Source organism: Bacillus sp. LM 4-2 (assembly GCF_000978495.1).
GTDB lineage: Bacteria > Bacillota > Bacilli > Bacillales > Bacillaceae > Bacillus > Bacillus subtilis.
Genome location: NZ_CP011101.1, coordinates 3671320 through 3689305, shown reverse-complemented (window position 1 = coordinate 3689305; position 17986 = coordinate 3671320). Strand labels below are relative to the sequence as shown.

Here is a 17986-nt window from a genome sequence, read left to right as displayed (position 1 = left end):
TCTGATGAGCAATGATGGTAAGATAGAAGCAGTTGAAGTTTACAAACCGAATGATTATACTATTCAAGTCAAAGTGGAATGATGAAAAGGACGTGTCAGAATGAAGCAAGAGACACCGATAACACTCCATGTGAAGTCTGTGATCGAGGATGACGGAAACCAAGAAGTCATCGAATTCCGCACCACCGGATTTTACTATGTAAAACAAAATAAAGTGTATCTATCTTATTATGAAGAACACGACTTAGGCAAAGTCAAAACGATTGTGAAAGTAAGCGAAGGCGAAGTCCTGGTCATGAGGTCAGGCGCTGTCAAAATGAATCAGCGTTTCGTAACGGGAGCTTCCACAATTGCTAAATATAAAATGTCATTTGGTGAGCTTGAGCTGAAAACAAGCACAAAATCGATTCAATCTGATCTCGATGAAGAAAAAGGCCGTATCAGCATCGCATATGACATGCATGTCGGAGACGAGCAGGAGCATTTACATAATATGACGATCACGTATGAGGGAGGAACTCACGCATGAACATTGCGGAACAAATGAAGGACGTGCTGAAAGAAGAAATTAAAGCGGCCGTTCTGAAAGCGGGACTGGCTGAAGAAAGCCAGATTCCCAATGTTGTTTTAGAAACACCGAAAGATAAAACACACGGCGACTACTCAACGAATATGGCGATGCAGCTGGCAAGAGTGGCAAAAAAAGCGCCGCGTCAAATCGCTGAAGAGATTGTCGCCCATTTTGATAAAGGGAAGGCTTCGATTGAAAAACTGGATATCGCCGGCCCGGGTTTTATCAATTTCTATATGAACAATCAGTATTTAACAAAGCTGATTCCGTCTGTACTGGAAGCAGGGGAAGCATACGGGGAAACGAACATCGGAAACGGTGAACGAGTTCAGGTAGAATTCGTATCAGCGAATCCGACGGGAGACCTTCACCTCGGGCATGCGCGCGGGGCGGCTGTCGGCGATTCCTTGTGCAACGTGCTTTCAAAAGCGGGTTACGATGTAAGCCGCGAATACTACATTAACGATGCGGGAAACCAAATCAACAATCTGGCGCTTTCTGTTGAAGTCCGTTACTTTGAAGCACTCGGATTGGAAAAACCGATGCCGGAGGATGGCTACCGCGGTGAGGATATCATTGCGATCGGAAAGCGTCTCGCTGAGGAATACGGTGATCGTTTCGTTAACGAAGAGGAAAGTGAACGCCTCGCGTTTTTCCGTGAATACGGCCTGAAATACGAGCTGGAAAAGCTTCGCAAGGACTTGGAAAACTTCCGTGTGCCGTTTGATGTGTGGTATTCAGAAACTTCACTGTACCAAAATGGAAAAATTGACAAGGCGCTTGAAGCGCTCCGCGAAAAAGGCCATGTCTATGAAGAAGACGGCGCGACTTGGTTCCGTTCCACGACGTTCGGCGATGATAAAGACCGCGTATTGATCAAGAAGGACGGCACGTACACGTACCTGCTTCCTGATATCGCGTATCATAAGGACAAGCTTGACCGCGGCTTTGATAAGCTGATCAACGTTTGGGGCGCCGATCACCACGGCTACATCCCGCGTATGAAAGCGGCAATTGAAGCGCTGGGCTATGAAAAAGGAACGCTTGAAGTAGAAATCATTCAGCTCGTTCACCTTTACAAAAACGGCGAGAAAATGAAAATGAGCAAACGGACCGGTAAAGCCGTAACGATGCGTGACCTGATTGAAGAAGTCGGCTTGGATGCCGTTCGTTACTTCTTTGCGATGCGAAGTGCGGACACCCATATGGATTTTGACTTAGATCTTGCTGTATCAACATCTAACGAAAACCCCGTGTATTATGCACAATACGCGCATGCCCGTATTTGCAGCATGCTTCGCCAAGGGGAAGAGCAGGGACTTAAACCGGCTGCAGATCTTGATTTCAGCCATATTCAATCAGAAAAAGAATACGATCTGCTGAAAACGATCGGCGGCTTCCCAGAGGCAGTGGCGGAAGCAGCGGAAAAACGAATTCCGCACCGTGTCACTAACTATATTTATGATCTGGCTTCTGCTCTGCACAGCTTCTACAATGCAGAGAAAGTCATCGACCCTGAAAATGAAGAGAAAAGCCGCGCGCGCCTGGCTTTAATGAAGGCAACGCAAATTACGCTGAACAATGCGCTTCAGCTGATCGGCGTATCGGCTCCGGAAAAAATGTAATCACGATCAAAAGGACAAAGTCTTCGGGCTTTGTCCTTTTTTTATGAGAAAAACGTGTGATGTAATTCACAATCCTGTTTGCCGAGTTTTTGTATGATAAGACTGATTATTGAATCATTGAAAGGGGCAAGCCAAATGATCAACCGTCAACACATTCAATTATCGTTACAGTCATTAAGCTTGGTGGCAGGGTTTATGGTTTGGGTGCTGATTTCATCACTCATTTCCCAAATCACATTAGATATTCATTTAAGCAAGGGCGAGATTTCTTTGGTGACGGCGATTCCCGTTATCCTCGGGTCGCTTCTTCGCATTCCTCTAGGGTATTTAACGAACAGGTTTGGCGCGCGGCTGATGTTTATGATCAGTTTCATCCTGCTTTTATTTCCTGTATTTTGGATCAGTATCGCGGATTCTCTGTTTGATTTAATCGCCGGCGGCTTTTTCTTAGGGATCGGGGGAGCGGTGTTTTCCATTGGAGTGACCTCCCTCCCGAAATATTATCCGAAAGAAAAGCACGGTGTCGTCAATGGGATTTACGGTGCAGGAAATATCGGGACAGCCGTTACGACATTTGCAGCGCCGGTTATCGCTCAAGCCGTCGGGTGGAAATCAACCGTGCAGATGTATCTGGTTTTGCTGGCTGTCTTTGCCTTACTGCACGTTTTGTTCGGTGACAGGCATGAGAAGAAGGTCAAAGTTTCTGTTAAGACTCAAATCAAAGCCGTTTACCGAAATCATGTGCTATGGTTTCTGAGCCTGTTTTATTTTATTACGTTCGGTGCCTTTGTCGCCTTCACTATCTATCTGCCGAACTTTCTGGTGGAGCATTTTGGGCTGAATCCTGCAGATGCCGGCTTGCGGACGGCTGGCTTTATTGCGGTTTCTACGCTGCTCAGGCCTGCGGGCGGATTCCTGGCTGATAAAATGAGCCCGCTCCGCATCTTGATGTTTGTTTTTGCCGGGCTTACATTATCAGGCATTATCCTATCGTTCTCGCCGACAATCGGCCTTTATACGTTTGGATCATTAACCGTGGCCGTCTGCTCAGGCATAGGAAACGGGACTGTTTTTAAACTGGTGCCTTTCTATTTTTCGAAGCAAGCGGGGATTGCCAATGGGATTGTGTCTGCCATGGGCGGATTAGGCGGCTTTTTTCCTCCGCTCATATTGGCGAGTGTGTTTCAGGCAACAGGCCAGTACGCGATCGGGTTTATGGCGCTTTCAGAGGTGGCGTTAGCCAGCTTTGTCCTTGTCATATGGATGTATTGGCAGGAAAGAATGAAAACACACACGGAGAGAAACAGCCAGAGCATCAACTAACACTGGGGCATTCACAAGATTGTTAGTTTTTTCTCGATGGGTACAAATCAATTCACGTTACAATAAACACACAACGTGACTTTCTTCGAGGTGAGCTCATGAATTTTCTCTCTGTTCGACCATCTGATAGAGATCTTATATCCAGCGATCTGCATGAATTGCTGGAATCGATCAGCACGAAAAGAAAAATGGAAAAACACACGTATTTGTTTCGAGAAGGAATGGATGCAGAAGAGCTTTATCTGATTCAATCAGGACTCATTGAAATCGGCAAGCTGACATCTGACGGAAAAGACCTGACGCTTAGAATCTGCCAAAAGCATGATATCGTCGGAGAATTAACACTTTTCACTGAAGAACCGAGGTATATGCTCAGTGCAAAAGTGCTAGAGGATGGCGAGGTGCTCGTCATTAATAAAAATAAGCTGGAAAAAGAATTAATCCAAAACGGCGCTTTAACATTTGAGTTCATGAAATGGATGAGCACGCACCTCCGGAAGATTCAGTCCAAAATCAGGGATCTGCTTCTTCATGGCAAAAAGGGGGCGCTCTATTCTACCCTTATCCGTTTATCAAACAGCTACGGAGTGGAGCGAAGCGACGGCATTCTGATTAACATTGTCCTGACAAATCAGGATTTGGCAAAGTTTTGCGCGGCTGCACGGGAAAGCATCAACCGTATGCTGGGAGATCTCCGCAAAAAAGGGGTTATTTCGATAGACGAATCCGGAAAAATTATTTTGCACAAGCGGGACTATTTACGATGTGAGATTGAGTGTGAAAATTGCCCGCTGGAGATTTGCAATATTGACTGAAAAAAACAAGGACAGCGGTGTCCTTGTTTTTTTACCTTGTGATAAACAGGCACATGACGGCAAGAAAGAAGCAGGCATTCACGATTTCCAGAATGCCAATCGTTTTTACGGGCCAATCCCTTCCATGAAAAAACCATGCCCGCAAGCTGCTCGGGATAAAAGCGAGAAACGCCCATCCTGCTCCGAAAAGAGCGGATAAAAAGGGGAGCAGCAGGTGATATCCCCATGACCAGTATGCAAATGCCCTGTTTTTTCTCTCGCGGATCACCGATTTCACATAAAAGGAACTCCCGATAAAAAATAAAGCAGACTGCAAGAAAATAAACCAAGCCCAGCCGTCAAGGGTTCCCATCCCCAGCCAGCAGCTCGCAAACCCGCCCGAACAAAAGAACAAGACACCTGCAACATCATTCAATAAGGCTCGTTCGTTTTTTCTGCGGGCAAAATACATATGTATGAGAAACAGCGGCAGTAAAGAAACGCCCACCCAGATGAGAGGCGGCTTATGAAAGACCGAGATCATCAAAAAGCAGCAGGCGGGAAAACCGTAATAACACATCCACTTTTGATATGGTTTGCTTTGTTTCTTTTTTAAGGCAAGCGTAACGGGATAAACCGCTAAGTATAGGAAAAGCCAACCAAGGAAGAGCGGAATATGCCAAATAACGGGGCCTCCCTTGACCATGCCGAGTAAAAATGGGATCAGCAGCATCGCCCACGCCCCGTGCTGCTTCGGAATCAGCGCCTTCATCGAAATCCTCCTTTTTTCTTTCATTATAAATGCATTCACCCTCCTGATAAGTGACATTCATCATACAGGCTGTGAAATACATCACTGCTGTACAGGCTCAGTCGAGCTACACTAAAGCTATCCTTAGCACAGGAGGTTTTCCTATGAATCAGTGTGACTATTTATTATTTCTGAAACAACTTCCTATGTTTAATGAAGTGCCTCTATCCATTGTCGAAACCTTGCTGAAAAACGGCACGTTTATCCGCGGTTCATGTGATCAGTCTCCATCTTTTCTTCATTCTCAATCTGTTTATATTGTATTAAAAGGCAGTGTCCGTTTTATGGACACAAGGCTCCCTGAAGGGTCGAAAACCGTTGCGCTGTGGGAAAAAGGCGATGTGTTTCCGATTGATGAAAAAGGCGGGCTTTATTTATCGCCCTTTATCTCAGTCAATGCCACTTCAGACATTCTGATTCTCAACATCCCATATTACATATTTAAGAAAATGATGTCTTATCATCCGCAGCTGCAAATGAACTTTTTGGCTATGCTTCAGCAAAATGTTTTTTGTTCCTATCAATTATTTTTGCGGTATCTGCATACATCACAGGATGAAAACGCCGAGCCCGGTTCTTAAATAGAGCCGGTTTTTTTGATCTTTGAAAGGCGGCTAATGACCCAAGCGTTCTGCCTGAACGCAGCCTTCCTTCTCCTTTGTGTGAACATTTTGTGAAAAAAGCGGAGTGTGTGACATAGTTCACAAGGAAACACGCTGTCTCTGTTTATAGTGAACTTAGCATCACCTGACTCGGAAGGAGTGAACTCTCATGAAGAAAAAGAAAAGGAGTCCGTTGTTTAGGAGATTGAATTATTTCTCTCCTATCGAACACCATTCAAATAAACATAGCCAAACCACCCGCGACGATCGCGATTGGGAGAATGTATACAGAAACAGATGGCAGTACGACAAAGTCGTTCGCTCCACCCACGGCGTTAACTGTACAGGGTCTTGCAGCTGGAATATTTATGTGAAAAACGGAATTGTCACGTGGGAAGGGCAAAATTTGAATTATCCATCAACAGGCCCGGATATGCCTGATTTTGAACCGAGAGGCTGCCCGCGGGGGGCCAGTTTTTCATGGTATATCTACAGCCCGCTGCGTGTGAAATATCCATACGTGCGCGGTGTACTGATTAATTTATGGCGGGAGGCACTGCAAGAACATCAAAATCCATTGGAAGCCTGGAAATCGATCGTCGAAAACCCTGAAAAAGCGAAGTCCTATAAACAGGCGAGAGGGAAAGGCGGTTTTGTGCGCGCTGAATGGCCGGAGGTGCTGAAGCTGATTTCAGCCTCTCTGCTGTATACAGTGATGAAATACGGGCCTGACAGAAACGTCGGTTTTTCTCCGATTCCGGCCATGTCCATGATCAGCCATGCATCAGGCTCCCGGTTTATGTCGTTAATCGGAGGCCCTATGCTCAGTTTTTATGACTGGTATGCGGATCTTCCACCAGCATCCCCGCAAATTTGGGGTGACCAGACGGACGTTCCGGAAAGCAGTGATTGGTACAATTCCGGCTATATTATCACATGGGGCTCCAACGTTCCGTTAACGAGAACGCCTGACGCGCATTTTTTGGCGGAGGCCCGCTATAAAGGCGCTAAGGTCATTTCGATCAGTCCGGATTTTGCGGAATCCTCAAAGTTCGCGGATGACTGGCTGAGTATTCGCCAAGGGACTGACGGGGCGCTTGCGATGGCGATGGGTCACGTCATTCTGCAGGAATTTTACGTGAACCAAGAAACTGAACGTTTTATTGAGTACGCGAAGCAATACACTGATTTTCCATTTCTCGTCACCCTGTCAAAAGAAAATGGCGTATACACAGCGGGACGGTTTCTGCATGCGAAGGACATCGGGCGGAAGACAAAGCATGATCAGTGGAAGCCTGCGGTTTGGGATGAACAGACTAGTTCATTTGCCATACCCCAAGGGACAATGGGCTCGCGCTGGGACGGGCAGCAGAAATGGAACCTGCACATGATTGATGAAGAAACCGGGGAACCGATTGAACCCCGTCTCTCTGTGCTGGGAATAGAGGACGAAATCGGCACGGTGCGCATCCCGTATTTTTCAAATGACGGAAACAAAGTGCTCGAGCGGGATCTTCCTATTAAAAAAATGAACCTGAACGGTGAAGAAACGTACATCACGACCGTGTTTGACTTGATACTGGCTAACTACGGCGTGAACCGGGGTATCGGCGAACGATCGGCTGTCTCCTATGATGATCCTGAGCCGTTTACGCCTGCCTGGCAGGAACAAATGACAGGAATCAAAAAAGAAGCTGTCGTTAAGATTGCCAGAGAGTTTGCCCAAAATGCGATCGATACAGACGGCCGGTCCATGATTATCGTAGGGGCCGGCATTAACCACTGGTTCAACTCCGACACGATCTACCGAGCGGTGTTAAATCTTGTTTTACTTGTAGGTGCCCAAGGCGTAAACGGCGGAGGCTGGGCCCATTACGTGGGGCAGGAAAAGCTCCGACCTGCTGAAGGGTGGCAGACGATTGCAACTGCAAAGGACTGGGAAGGCGTGCCCAAGCTGCAAAATGGCACCTCATTTTTCTACTTTGCGACAGATCAGTGGCGTTATGAGGACCAGCCGATCAGTGATTTGGCATCACCGATTGCTGCTTCATCCCGCTACAAGCACCACGCTGATTACAATGTGCTGGCCGCGCGGCTGGGGTGGCTTCCGTCTTACCCGACTTTCAATCAAAATGGCATCGATCTGTATAAAGAAGCTGAAAAAGCAGGGGCAGAAACACCTGAAGACGTTGGTGCGTACGTGGCCTCACAGCTCCAAGAGAAAAAACTGAAATTCGCGATTGAAGATCCCGATAATGAAGTGAATTTCCCAAGAAATCTCTTCGTATGGCGGGCAAATCTGATCTCAAGCTCAGGAAAAGGGCATGAATATTTTCTCAAGCATTTGTTAGGGACGACGAACGGCTTGATGAATGACGACAGCGACAGCATCCGCCCTGAAGAAATCAAATGGCGGGAGCAGGCGCCGGAAGGAAAGCTCGACTTGTTAATCAATCTTGACTTCCGAATGGCCGGTACGGCGCTGTATTCCGATATCGTGCTGCCGGCGGCGACATGGTATGAAAAACACGATCTCAGCAGCACAGATATGCATCCGTTCATTCATCCATTTGCTCCTGCGATCTCGGCTCCGTGGGAATCGAAGTCAGACTGGGATATTTTCAAGGCGTTGTCAAAAGCCGTTTCCGATCTGGCAGAAGAAGTCGATATGGAGCCCGTGAAAGAAGTGGTTGCGACGCCGCTCCTCCACGACACCATGCGGGAATTGGCCCAGCCATTCGGCAAAATCAATGACTGGAGCAAAGGCGAATGTGAAGCCATTCCGGGAAAAACGATGCCGAATATCCAAGTCGTTGAACGGGATTACAAACACATTTTTCTTAAAATGACTGCACTTGGTCCGAACGTTGCTTTAAAGCCGAGCGGAACAAAAGGGATGAGCTGGTCAATAGCCGATGAATATGAATCACTCAAACAGAGATTGGGAGAAATCACCTCGGACAGTGTCGCAAAGGGATGTCCGAATATAAGTGAAGCAAAGCAGGCAGCAGAAGCGATTTTAACCCTATCATCCACTTCGAATGGAAAGGTCGCCGTCAAAGCATGGGAATCACTTGAAAACATCACGAACCTGAAGCTGAAAGACCTGGCGGAAGAACGCGAGGAAGAATGCTTTACGTTCGAACAAATTACAGCCCAGCCGAAAACGGTGATCACGTCTCCGGCGTTTTCCGGCTCTGAAAAAGGAGGGCGCAGGTATTCGCCGTTTACAACAAATGTTGAAAAATTAATTCCGTGGCGGACGCTGACAGGCAGACAATCCTATTATGTCGATCATGAACTGATGATGGAATTCGGTGAAACGATGGCGACATTCAAACCGATCCTCCAGCATCGCCCGTTTCTGAGCAAGCGGCCTGATCAAGAGGGAAAAGAAATCGTCCTCAATTATTTGACGCCGCATAATAAATGGTCTGTCCACAGCATGTATTTTGATTCTCTGCCGATGCTGACGCTGTTCCGCGGCGGGCCGACCGTGTGGATGAATAAAGATGATGCAGAGGACACGGATATCAAAGACAACGATTGGATTGAATGCTTCAACCGAAACGGTGTTGTCGTCGCAAGAGCGGTTTTGTCTCATCGGATTCCTAAAGGAATGGCGTTTATGCACCATGCCCAAGACCGCCACATCAACGTGCCAGGCACAAAGCTAACGAATAACCGCGGAGGCACCCATAACAGCCCGACAAGGATTCACGTCAAGCCGACACAGATGATCGGTGGCTACGCCCAGCTCAGCTACGGCTTTAATTATTACGGTCCAACGGGGAATCAGCGCGACCTGAACGTCGTCATCCGCAAGCTGAAGGAGGTCGATTGGCTTGAAGATTAAAGCGCAAATCGGTATGGTCATGAACTTGGATAAATGCATCGGCTGCCACACGTGCAGCGTTACCTGTAAAAACACGTGGACAAACCGTTCCGGTGCGGAATATATGTACTTCAATAATGTAGAAACAAAGCCGGGCATCGGCTACCCGAAGCAATGGGAGGACCAGGACAAATATAAAGGCGGCTGGACATTGAAAAAAGGAAAGCTCGAGTTGAAATCGGGCTCGAAAACCAATCGGCTTGCAGGCCTTTTCTATAATCCGAATCAGCCGTCGATTGATGATTACTATGAGCCCTGGAACTATGATTATGAAACATTAACGAACAGCCCGCAGAAAAAACACCAGCCGGTAGCACGCCCGAAATCGTCCTTGACGGGGGATTTCATGAATATCGAATGGGGACCGAACTGGGAGGATGATCTCGCGGGCGGCCACATAACGGGACTTGAAGATCCCAACGTACAAAAGATGGAGGAATCGATCAAAACAGAATTCGATGAGGTTTTTATGATGTATTTGCCCCGTATTTGCGAGCACTGCATCAACCCGGCGTGCGTCTCATCCTGTCCATCCGGCGCCATGTACAAACGCGAGGAGGACGGCATTGTGCTTGTGGATCAAAACGCATGCCGTTCATGGAGATATTGCGTCTCATCCTGTCCTTATAAAAAAGTCTATTTTAACTGGCAAACGAACAAAGCGGAAAAATGCACACTCTGCTTTCCGCGTTTGGAGGCGGGACTGCCAACCATCTGCTCTGAGACGTGTGTTGGCAGAATCCGCTACCTCGGCGTCATGCTGTATGACGCGGACAAAGTGGAGGAAGCGGCATCTGTTGAAAATGAAAAGGATCTCTATCATTCCCAATTGGACGTTTTTCTTGATCCAAATGATCCTGAGGTTGCCAAACTGGCAAAAGAACAAGGCATTCCGGCTGAATGGATAGAGGCTGCGCAGCAATCGCCGATCTATAAAATGATCATTGACTGGAAGATTGCGCTGCCGCTTCACCCAGAGTACCGCACGCTGCCAATGGTGTGGTACATTCCGCCGCTCAGTCCGATTATGAATCTCTTTGAAGGAAAAGGCAGCCGGCAATCCGCAGAAGATATTTTTCCGGCTATCGACCAAATGAGAATCCCGATAGATTATTTGGCGCAGCTGTTAACAGCCGGTGATACGGATCATATTCGGTCAACGTTGAAGAAAATGTCTGTCATGCGCCAGTATATGAGAGCGATCCAGACGAATAAATCAATCGACCCGGAACTGATCTCCAGTGTCGGCTTAACAGAACAGCAAATTGAAGATATGTATCGGCTGCTTGCGATTGCCAAATATGATGACCGCTTTGTGATACCGAGCAGTCATCGAGAAGAAGTTTCAGATTTATATGCTGAACAAGGGAGCTGCGGCTTATCATTTTCAGGCGGCCCCGGCTCCTGTTTCTAACTTTTGATAAATGAGGTGTAACAAGATGAACACCACAGACCGGCAAATGACGTTCTCCGCTCTTTCCACTCTTCTCTCTTATCCGGATGAAGAGTGGAGAGCCGAGATTCCCGATTGGAAGGCTCTTATCCATGAAATCAGCAACCGGCAAATCCGGGAGAAGCTGCTGCACTTTTTCGAAGCGTCAGCCAGCTTTTCACCGGAAGCGCTGATTGAACACTATGTCTATACATTCGACTTTGGGAAAAAAACAAATATGTATGTCACCTACTTTAACTCGGGCGAGCAAAGGGAACGCGGCGTTGAATTGCTGCATTTAAAAAACACATACGAGCAATCCGGTTTCCTGCCGACAGAGAAAGAGCTGCCTGATTATCTGCCGCTGATGCTGGAATTTGCTGCGGCTGCAGAAATTGAAGCAGCGAGAAGCGTGTTTGAGAAATATCTGTCCAATGTGAGGGAGCTGGCATCCCGTCTCGAAAAAAATGACAGTATATACGCTGAACTGCTGCACGTGCTGCTGGCCGCGCTTGAAAACATTGGCGTACGTGAAAGCGTTGAAGGGGCTGTTCAGGCATGAGCGGGCAGATCCTCTGGGGTATTATGCCATACATTGTATTGACAATCTTTATCGGCGGCCATATTTACCGCTATCAGCATGACCAATTTGGCTGGACGGCGAAATCAAGCGAGATGTTAGAAAAGAAAAAACTCGCCGCGGGCAGCACACTTTTTCACTGGGGACTGCTGTGCGTTGTCGGCGGGCATGTCATGGGGATTCTGATCCCGGAAGGCGTGTATGCTTCCCTTGGCATTTCAGAGCATATGTATCACAAAATGGCGATTGGCGCTGGCTTGCCGGCGGGCATTGCGGCATGTACCGGACTTGTCATCCTGACGTACAGAAGGCTGTTTGACAAAAGGATCCGCAAAACGAGCTCGCCATCCGATATCCTTACGCTCCTCCTGCTGCTGTTTATGATGCTGTCAGGCGTTGCGGCCACGTTTCTCAACATTGATTCGAAAGGATTTGATTACCGGACCACAGTCGGGCCGTGGTTCAGGGAAATCGTTTTGTTCAGGCCTGACGCCTCTTTGATGGAGAGTGTCCCGCTATGGTTTAAGTTTCATATTGTGATAGGCTACGTCGTTTTTATCCTGTGGCCGTTTACAAGATTGGTTCATGTGTTCAGTCTGCCGCTCAAGTATCTGACCCGCAGCTACGTTGTATATCGGAAACGCTCGTGAAAATCCCCCTTGCAAGAGGGGGTTTTTTCTGCCAAGGTAATGGCTGGGCGGCCGGGAATCCTGGAAATAACATCAAGAATAAAACGGATTTTACTCATTTTAAACCGGCGGAACAGCAGATTATGACTCAGCCTGACTAACTCCTTATTTTCTTTCTGATCAATATCCCGTTTTATGTATTTTCTCTCATCAGAATGGGTATCAAATTTACTCTATCCACCGTATTTGCAGTCACAGCGCCGCCTCTTTTTCGGCGCGTGCCGGAGTGCTGAGCGGGTTCGGCCTGCCGTTCATGTTGTAGCATCAGGCTTCACTCGGCGTTGCCAATAGTCTTGCTTTATTTCTGCAGAAACGATGCGGATGAACCCCTTGACAATTAGTTTTCTCTAAACCTCTCCTCCTTTGGCGGAGAGGTTTTTTGCTTACAAGGTTTATCGATTAGAAAAAAGAGGTAATACAGAGGTAATTGAATCAGATTGGAGAGAATCAGGATGCTGAAAAGGAGACTGGAATTTTTCTTTTTATATATGATGCTCATCGGGGCATATGTCATTTGGTTTTTTCCGGTTTCCAGGCTTGAGTTTTACGGAGGATTGCTTTGCTATATAAGCATTATTTTGTTCAGCATCTATTCATTAATTCTTGAAAACCGCACCTCGCAGCACACGCTGCTATGGATCCATATTCTTGTCTTTTTTCCAATCGTCGGCTACGTGTTTTATCTGTTTTCGGGACAGCTTTATGTAAAGGGAAAGCTGTTTAAGACAAAACGAATGTACAACAGGGAAAAGCTCAGGAAGCTGTTTGACAAGGAGGAAACGCCCGAAGTGACAGGGCTGAAGGACAATCAAGAGAGGTTCTTTACATATTCCATCAGGGCTGCCCATATGAATATCAATACGAAAAGCAACATCAAAGTGCTGAAAAACGGCGAAGAAACCTTCCCGGACATTTTCAAAGCAATGAGAAAAGCGGAATCTTACATACATATTGAATACTACATGTTTAAATCAGACATGCTCGGACACGGCATGATGGATATTATGATGGAGAAAGCGCGCCAAGGTGTCGAGGTGAGGTTTTTATACGATGCGGCAGGAAGCATGAAGCTGGCAAGAAGAGATATTATGAGAATGAAACAAGCGGGGGTGGACATCGTCCCGTTTTCTCCGCTGAAATACGGGTTTTTCAACCAGAAGCTGAATTTCAGAAATCACCGGAAAATCGTGATCATCGATGGGAAAACCGGTTTTGTGGGTGGATTAAATGTTGGGAAGGAATATATCAGCAGAGATCCGTACATCGGATTTTGGAGAGATACACACCTGCGGCTTGAGGGGGAAATTGTGCAAACGCTCCACGCTATCTTTATGCTGGATTGGGAATACGTCTCCAATGAAGTGTTAATTGATCAAGAGGAGTACAATACCCCGGTTCCCGTGGAAGGAGGAGGCATTTATCAAATTGTCGCGACAGGCCCTGACATGAAGGAAAGCATGAGCGACCTTTATTATGAAATGATTTCTTCAGCGCAGAAATCAATATGGATCGCCACGCCCTATTTTGTCCCCAATGAATCCATTCGCACGGCGCTAAAAGCAGCGGCGACAAAGGGGGTAGAGGTAAGGGTTATGGTGCCGGAGAAGAACGACAGCTTTTTGACCCAATACGCGTCGAGGTCCTATTTCCCGGAGCTGCTCCTTGAGGGCATTGAAGTGTACTCCTACCAAAAAGGCTTCATGCATCAAAAAGTCATGATCATTGATGGCGATCTCGCCTCCGTCGGTACCGCGAATATGGACATGCGCAGCTTTCAGCTCAACTTTGAAGTGAATGTGTTCTTCACGGATGCCGAAGCGATCCGAACTCTTGAGGCCCATTTTGAAGAGGATATGCAGGAAAGTGAAAAGCTCAGCCCTGTCGGCTTTTATAAGAGAGGCGTGGCTGACCGGACAAAAGAGTCGTTTGCCCGCCTGTTTTCAGGTGTTCTGTAAGAAAAAAGAAATCTGATCTTTCAAAACAGCCCGTGTATAGTATAATTGAGAAATATTATCAGTTATTTATACATTGGGGGAAGATAGGGTGTTGCGGCAATTTTTTTCATATTATAAACCATATAAAACGTTGTTCTTTCTCGACTTTTTCTCAGCGATCGCGGGAGGTTTAATGGAGCTGAGTTTTCCTTTGATCGTCAATTATTTTATTGATACCTTGCTGCCGGGCAGGGACTGGGGGCTGATCATCGCGACCTCAATCGGGTTATTTGCGGTGTACGCGCTCAGCTCGGCTCTTCAGTATATCGTGACCTACTGGGGACACATGCTTGGTATCAATATTGAGACTGATATGAGAAAGTCGCTTTTTGACCATTTGCAAAAGCTCTCGTTCAAATTTTACGACAACAACAAGACGGGAACGCTGATGTCGAAGCTCACGAACGATTTAATGTATATCGGTGAAGTCGCCCATCACGGTCCGGAAGACTTATTCATTGCGGTCATGACCATTCTCGGGGCGTTCGGAGTGATGCTGTTTATTAACTGGCAGCTTGCTTTATTAACGTTTATCATTATGCCGATCGTCATTTGGCTAGCGCTTTATTTCAACAAAAAAATGACCAAAGCATTTACCACGCTGAACAAGGATATCGGAGACTTCAGCGCGCGTGTAGAAAATAACATCGGCGGCATCCGGCTTGTGCAGGCGTTCGGAAATGAAGCATTTGAAAAAGAACGCTTCGCCGTCAACAACCAGCGTTTCCGTTCCACAAAGCTTTCTTCCTACAAAATCATGGCGAAAAACGGGTCAATCAGCTATATGCTGACTCGGTTTGTCACGCTGTTTGTTCTTTTGTGCGGGACGTGGTTTGTCATTCGCGGCTCCTTATCGTACGGGGAATTTGTGGCGTTTGTGCTCCTGACGAATGTGCTGTTCAGGCCTATTGACAAAATTAATGCCATTATCGAAATGTATCCGAGGGGGATCGCGGGTTTCAAAAGCTATATGGAGCTCATGGAGACAGAGCCGGACATTCAGGATTCACCTGATGCGAGAGATGTTTCCGGCCTGAAGGGTAATATCCGCTATAAACATGTTTCGTTTGGCTATGATGACCATCACAATGTCCTCAATGACATCAACCTATCCATTCAAGCCGGGGAAACGGTGGCGTTCGTCGGTCCGTCAGGTGCGGGGAAATCAACGCTTTGCAGTCTGCTTCCGCGTTTTTATGAAGCATCGGAGGGCGACATTACGATTGACGGCATCAGTATAAAAGACATGACGCTTTCTTCGTTGCGCGGGCAGATTGGCGTCGTGCAGCAGGATGTTTTCTTATTCTCGGGCACGCTTAGAGAAAATATCGCCTACGGCCGATTAGGCGCATCTGAAGAAGACATTTGGCAAGCTGTGAAGCAGGCGCATCTGGAAGAGCTCGTCCATAACATGCCCGATGGATTGGATACTATGATTGGCGAACGCGGCGTGAAGCTTTCCGGCGGGCAAAAACAGCGTCTGTCAATTGCAAGGATGTTCTTGAAAAATCCATCGATCTTGATTCTCGACGAAGCCACCTCAGCCCTTGATACAGAGACGGAAGCGGCGATCCAAAAGGCGCTTCAAGAGTTGTCTGAGGGGCGCACGACGCTTGTCATCGCCCACAGGCTGGCAACAATCAAAGACGCGGACAGAATTGTAGTCGTCACAAACAACGGTATTGAAGAACAAGGCCGTCATCAAGACCTGATCGAAGCCGGAGGCCTATACAGCAGGCTGCATCAAGCGCAATTCGGGCAAATGGTGCATCGATAGGAGGAGAACATGGAAAGAAAAACTGTGCTGTACATTGCTGTTTCATTGGACGGGATGATCGCAAAAGAAGATGGAAGCATCGATTGGCTGGATGAATTTGAAGGTGAAGGTGACAACGGCTACAGTGATTTTTATCAGACTGTTGATACAGTCATTTTAGGGCGGAGCACATATGAGCACGTTAAAGTGCTAACACCGGTTTTCCCGTATCAGGATAAAACCTGCTATGTTTTTACAGGATCGCCCGACAGTTATCAAGATGAACATGTGACGTTTATCAATGAGGGAGCCAGAGCCTTCACTGCCCGTTTGAAACAGGAAAAAGGCTCAAACATCTGGATAGCTGGCGGGGCAGAGCTTGTGAATGACTTTATGAAAGAAGATGCCATCGACGAATTCATCATCACTGTTATTCCCGTCGTTTTAGGAAGCGGCATCCCGCTGTTTCACGAACTAACAAATGAAACAAAACTGCGGTTAAAAGGGACAAAACAATTTGGACAAGCGGTTCAGCTCCATTATGTAAGAGCATAAGAAAAAGGATAGACAGATGTCTATCCTTTTTTGTATGTAAGTTAGAGCGCTTCTCTCTCAGCAGGCTCGATGAGATTTTGGAATTTTTCAATGAGCTGTGATGCTTTTGTTCCTTCAACTACGATCAGATATTCCTTTTCATTATGAGCCATGCGGAACGTTTCAAGCTCAATTAAGCTTTTGATTTTGCACATCGTTTTCTTTGAATAAATATAAACCTCGTGGCTTCCGGAATGGCACATTTTATAAAGATGAATCAAATTTCTTAAAGTAAAGGCCTGTGCGGCTACTTTCAGAGACTTGATATTTTTCATGATCTTTCTCCTCCATCGATTGTTGTCTTATATAGCCTAAGTTCCCAAAGCTGACAAGTCGTAAACCTATTTTTGCACATTTATGACTTCCATTGCAGCGCACCGCCCCCGATGCGTTTGACACCGCGGATGGAGCTTAATTCATCCATCAAGCGGAGAAGCGCCTTGTCTTTCTGCTTTGCTTCAATCATGAAATCAATATTCGTTCCCCATTGCCTAAAGCGTTCCAACAGTGGCAGCAAAAAGTTGGCGTCAACATAATCGGCATGGCTGCGTATCGCTTGCTCCGATTTTGGGGAAGACAAGTGAACCTTTGGCTGAAGGCCGATCCGCTCCCACGTTCTGATCATGCGGGGCAGTGCTACATTCAGGTCGGCGTGATCGTCTGGATTGGCGTAAAAATGATGAAAGTCAAAGACAAACGGAACATCCTCCTGCTCACAGACCTGAAGCGTTTCTTCCGTTGTATATGTTTTATCATCATTTTCAAGTGTCATCCGCTCTTTGATCTCCTGCGGCAGCTGTTTTATATTTTGATGAAATTGTGCAGTGGCGGTGTCTTTATTTCCGTAAGCGCCGCCAATATGAATGTTGATAACGGAGCGATCAGCAATGCCCATGGCCTCAAGCATGCGGTAGTGATACGCCATATCGGTTACCGCATTTTTTGTGACGGATTCCTTCGGGTTCGTAAACAGAGTGAATTGATTTGGATGAAAGCTTGTTCGCAGTTGATGGGTTTTAACAAGCTCTCCAATCTCCCGAAACTCTTTTTGAAACGGTGTTACAAAATCCCACATCACGTCGGGATGCGTAGCCAGCGGCACAATCGAACTGGAAAAACGGTACAAAGGGATGCCGTGTCCGATGATATAGTGAAGGGTTCTCATCGTATTGCGCAAATTGGCTTTTGTCACAGTCAGAAGCGCTTCTTTTCTTTCAGTCTTTGAAAGCTTTGAATAACGCGCGAATGTCAATGTTTTAGCGGGAGACGCATCCCAAAGGCTCATCGCATTTGAAACGAACCCGAATCTGAAAATCATAG

The 17986-nt window shown here is 46.8% G+C and carries 15 protein-coding genes and 1 pseudogene; 13 read left to right on the top strand and 3 right to left on the bottom strand.

All coding sequences use genetic code 11. The features are described 5' to 3' along the window. Positions 1-100 precede the first annotated feature (100 nt). The 4 genes from bslm_RS18360 (at position 101) to fnr (ending at position 4334) form a co-directional block, all read left to right on the top strand. Complete coding sequence (locus bslm_RS18360) at positions 101-529, top strand: YwiB family protein (protein ID WP_003243604.1); 429 nt, start codon at positions 101-103, stop codon at positions 527-529. Beyond that, complete coding sequence (gene argS / locus bslm_RS18355; RefSeq protein ID WP_003227570.1) at positions 526-2196, top strand: arginine--tRNA ligase; 1671 nt, start codon at positions 526-528, stop codon at positions 2194-2196. Before bslm_RS18360 ends, argS begins: the two co-directional genes overlap by 4 nt. Before the next feature lie 135 nt (positions 2197-2331). Beyond that, positions 2332-3519 carry a nitrate transporter NarK gene (gene narK, locus bslm_RS18350; RefSeq protein ID WP_046381397.1) on the top strand — a complete coding sequence of 396 codons (1188 nt, stop codon included), beginning with the start codon at positions 2332-2334 and terminating at the stop codon, positions 3517-3519. A 98-nt stretch (positions 3520-3617) separates the two neighbouring features. After that, positions 3618-4334, top strand: a complete 717-nt coding sequence (gene fnr / locus bslm_RS18345; protein WP_046381396.1) for a fumarate/nitrate reduction transcriptional regulator Fnr — start codon at positions 3618-3620, stop codon at positions 4332-4334. Positions 4335-4365: 31 nt separating this feature from the next. On the opposite strand, the gene bslm_RS18340 is transcribed toward fnr, so the two are convergent. Continuing rightward, positions 4366-5085 carry a YwiC-like family protein gene (locus tag bslm_RS18340; RefSeq protein WP_014481214.1) on the bottom strand — a complete coding sequence of 240 codons (720 nt, stop codon included), beginning with the start codon at positions 5083-5085 and terminating at the stop codon, positions 4366-4368. A gap of 143 nt (positions 5086-5228) precedes the next feature. Between bslm_RS18340 and arfM the strand changes: the two genes are divergently transcribed. The 9 genes and pseudogenes from arfM (at position 5229) to bslm_RS18300 (ending at position 16627) form a co-directional block, all read left to right on the top strand. Further along, positions 5229-5705: a Crp/Fnr family transcriptional regulator ArfM gene (arfM, locus tag bslm_RS18335; protein ID WP_003243032.1), complete on the top strand. Its 477-nt coding sequence runs from the start codon at positions 5229-5231 to the stop codon at positions 5703-5705. A gap of 190 nt (positions 5706-5895) precedes the next feature. Continuing rightward, positions 5896-9582 (top strand): nitrate reductase subunit alpha, encoded by a 3687-nt coding sequence (locus bslm_RS18330; RefSeq protein ID WP_046381395.1) that lies wholly within the window; start codon positions 5896-5898, stop codon positions 9580-9582. Continuing rightward, positions 9572-11035: a nitrate reductase subunit beta gene (narH, locus tag bslm_RS18325; protein WP_014481212.1), complete on the top strand. Its 1464-nt coding sequence runs from the start codon at positions 9572-9574 to the stop codon at positions 11033-11035. Before bslm_RS18330 ends, narH begins: the two co-directional genes overlap by 11 nt. Positions 11036-11060: 25 nt before the next feature. After that, the gene (gene narJ / locus bslm_RS18320) at positions 11061-11615 is read left to right on the top strand and encodes a nitrate reductase molybdenum cofactor assembly chaperone (protein WP_017696266.1); all 555 of its coding nucleotides are present in this window, start codon (positions 11061-11063) and stop codon (positions 11613-11615) included. Further along, positions 11612-12283, top strand: a complete 672-nt coding sequence (gene narI, locus bslm_RS18315) for a respiratory nitrate reductase subunit gamma (RefSeq protein WP_003227587.1) — start codon at positions 11612-11614, stop codon at positions 12281-12283. The genes narJ and narI overlap by 4 nt, the downstream gene beginning before the upstream one ends. Before the next feature lie 143 nt (positions 12284-12426). Then, a pseudogene (locus bslm_RS21745) lies at positions 12427-12644 on the top strand (YitT family protein); the annotation flags it as partial. Positions 12645-12774: 130 nt separating this feature from the next. Continuing rightward, positions 12775-14277, top strand: a complete 1503-nt coding sequence (gene cls / locus bslm_RS18310) for a cardiolipin synthase (RefSeq protein ID WP_041351299.1) — start codon at positions 12775-12777, stop codon at positions 14275-14277. A gap of 88 nt (positions 14278-14365) precedes the next feature. Further along, the gene (locus tag bslm_RS18305; protein WP_044052434.1) at positions 14366-16093 is read left to right on the top strand and encodes an ABC transporter ATP-binding protein; all 1728 of its coding nucleotides are present in this window, start codon (positions 14366-14368) and stop codon (positions 16091-16093) included. Positions 16094-16102: 9 nt separating this feature from the next. Then, a complete protein-coding gene (locus bslm_RS18300; protein ID WP_003227595.1) occupies positions 16103-16627 on the top strand; it encodes a dihydrofolate reductase family protein in 525 nt (174 codons plus the stop codon). 41 nt (positions 16628-16668) lie between these two features. On the opposite strand, the gene bslm_RS18295 is transcribed toward bslm_RS18300, so the two are convergent. Then, positions 16669-16941: a hypothetical protein gene (locus tag bslm_RS18295; RefSeq protein WP_003227597.1), complete on the bottom strand. Its 273-nt coding sequence runs from the start codon at positions 16939-16941 to the stop codon at positions 16669-16671. Between the two features lie 80 nt (positions 16942-17021). Continuing rightward, positions 17022-17984 (bottom strand): UV DNA damage repair endonuclease UvsE, encoded by a 963-nt coding sequence (uvsE, locus tag bslm_RS18290; protein WP_046381394.1) that lies wholly within the window; start codon positions 17982-17984, stop codon positions 17022-17024. Positions 17985-17986: the final 2 nt, after the last annotated feature.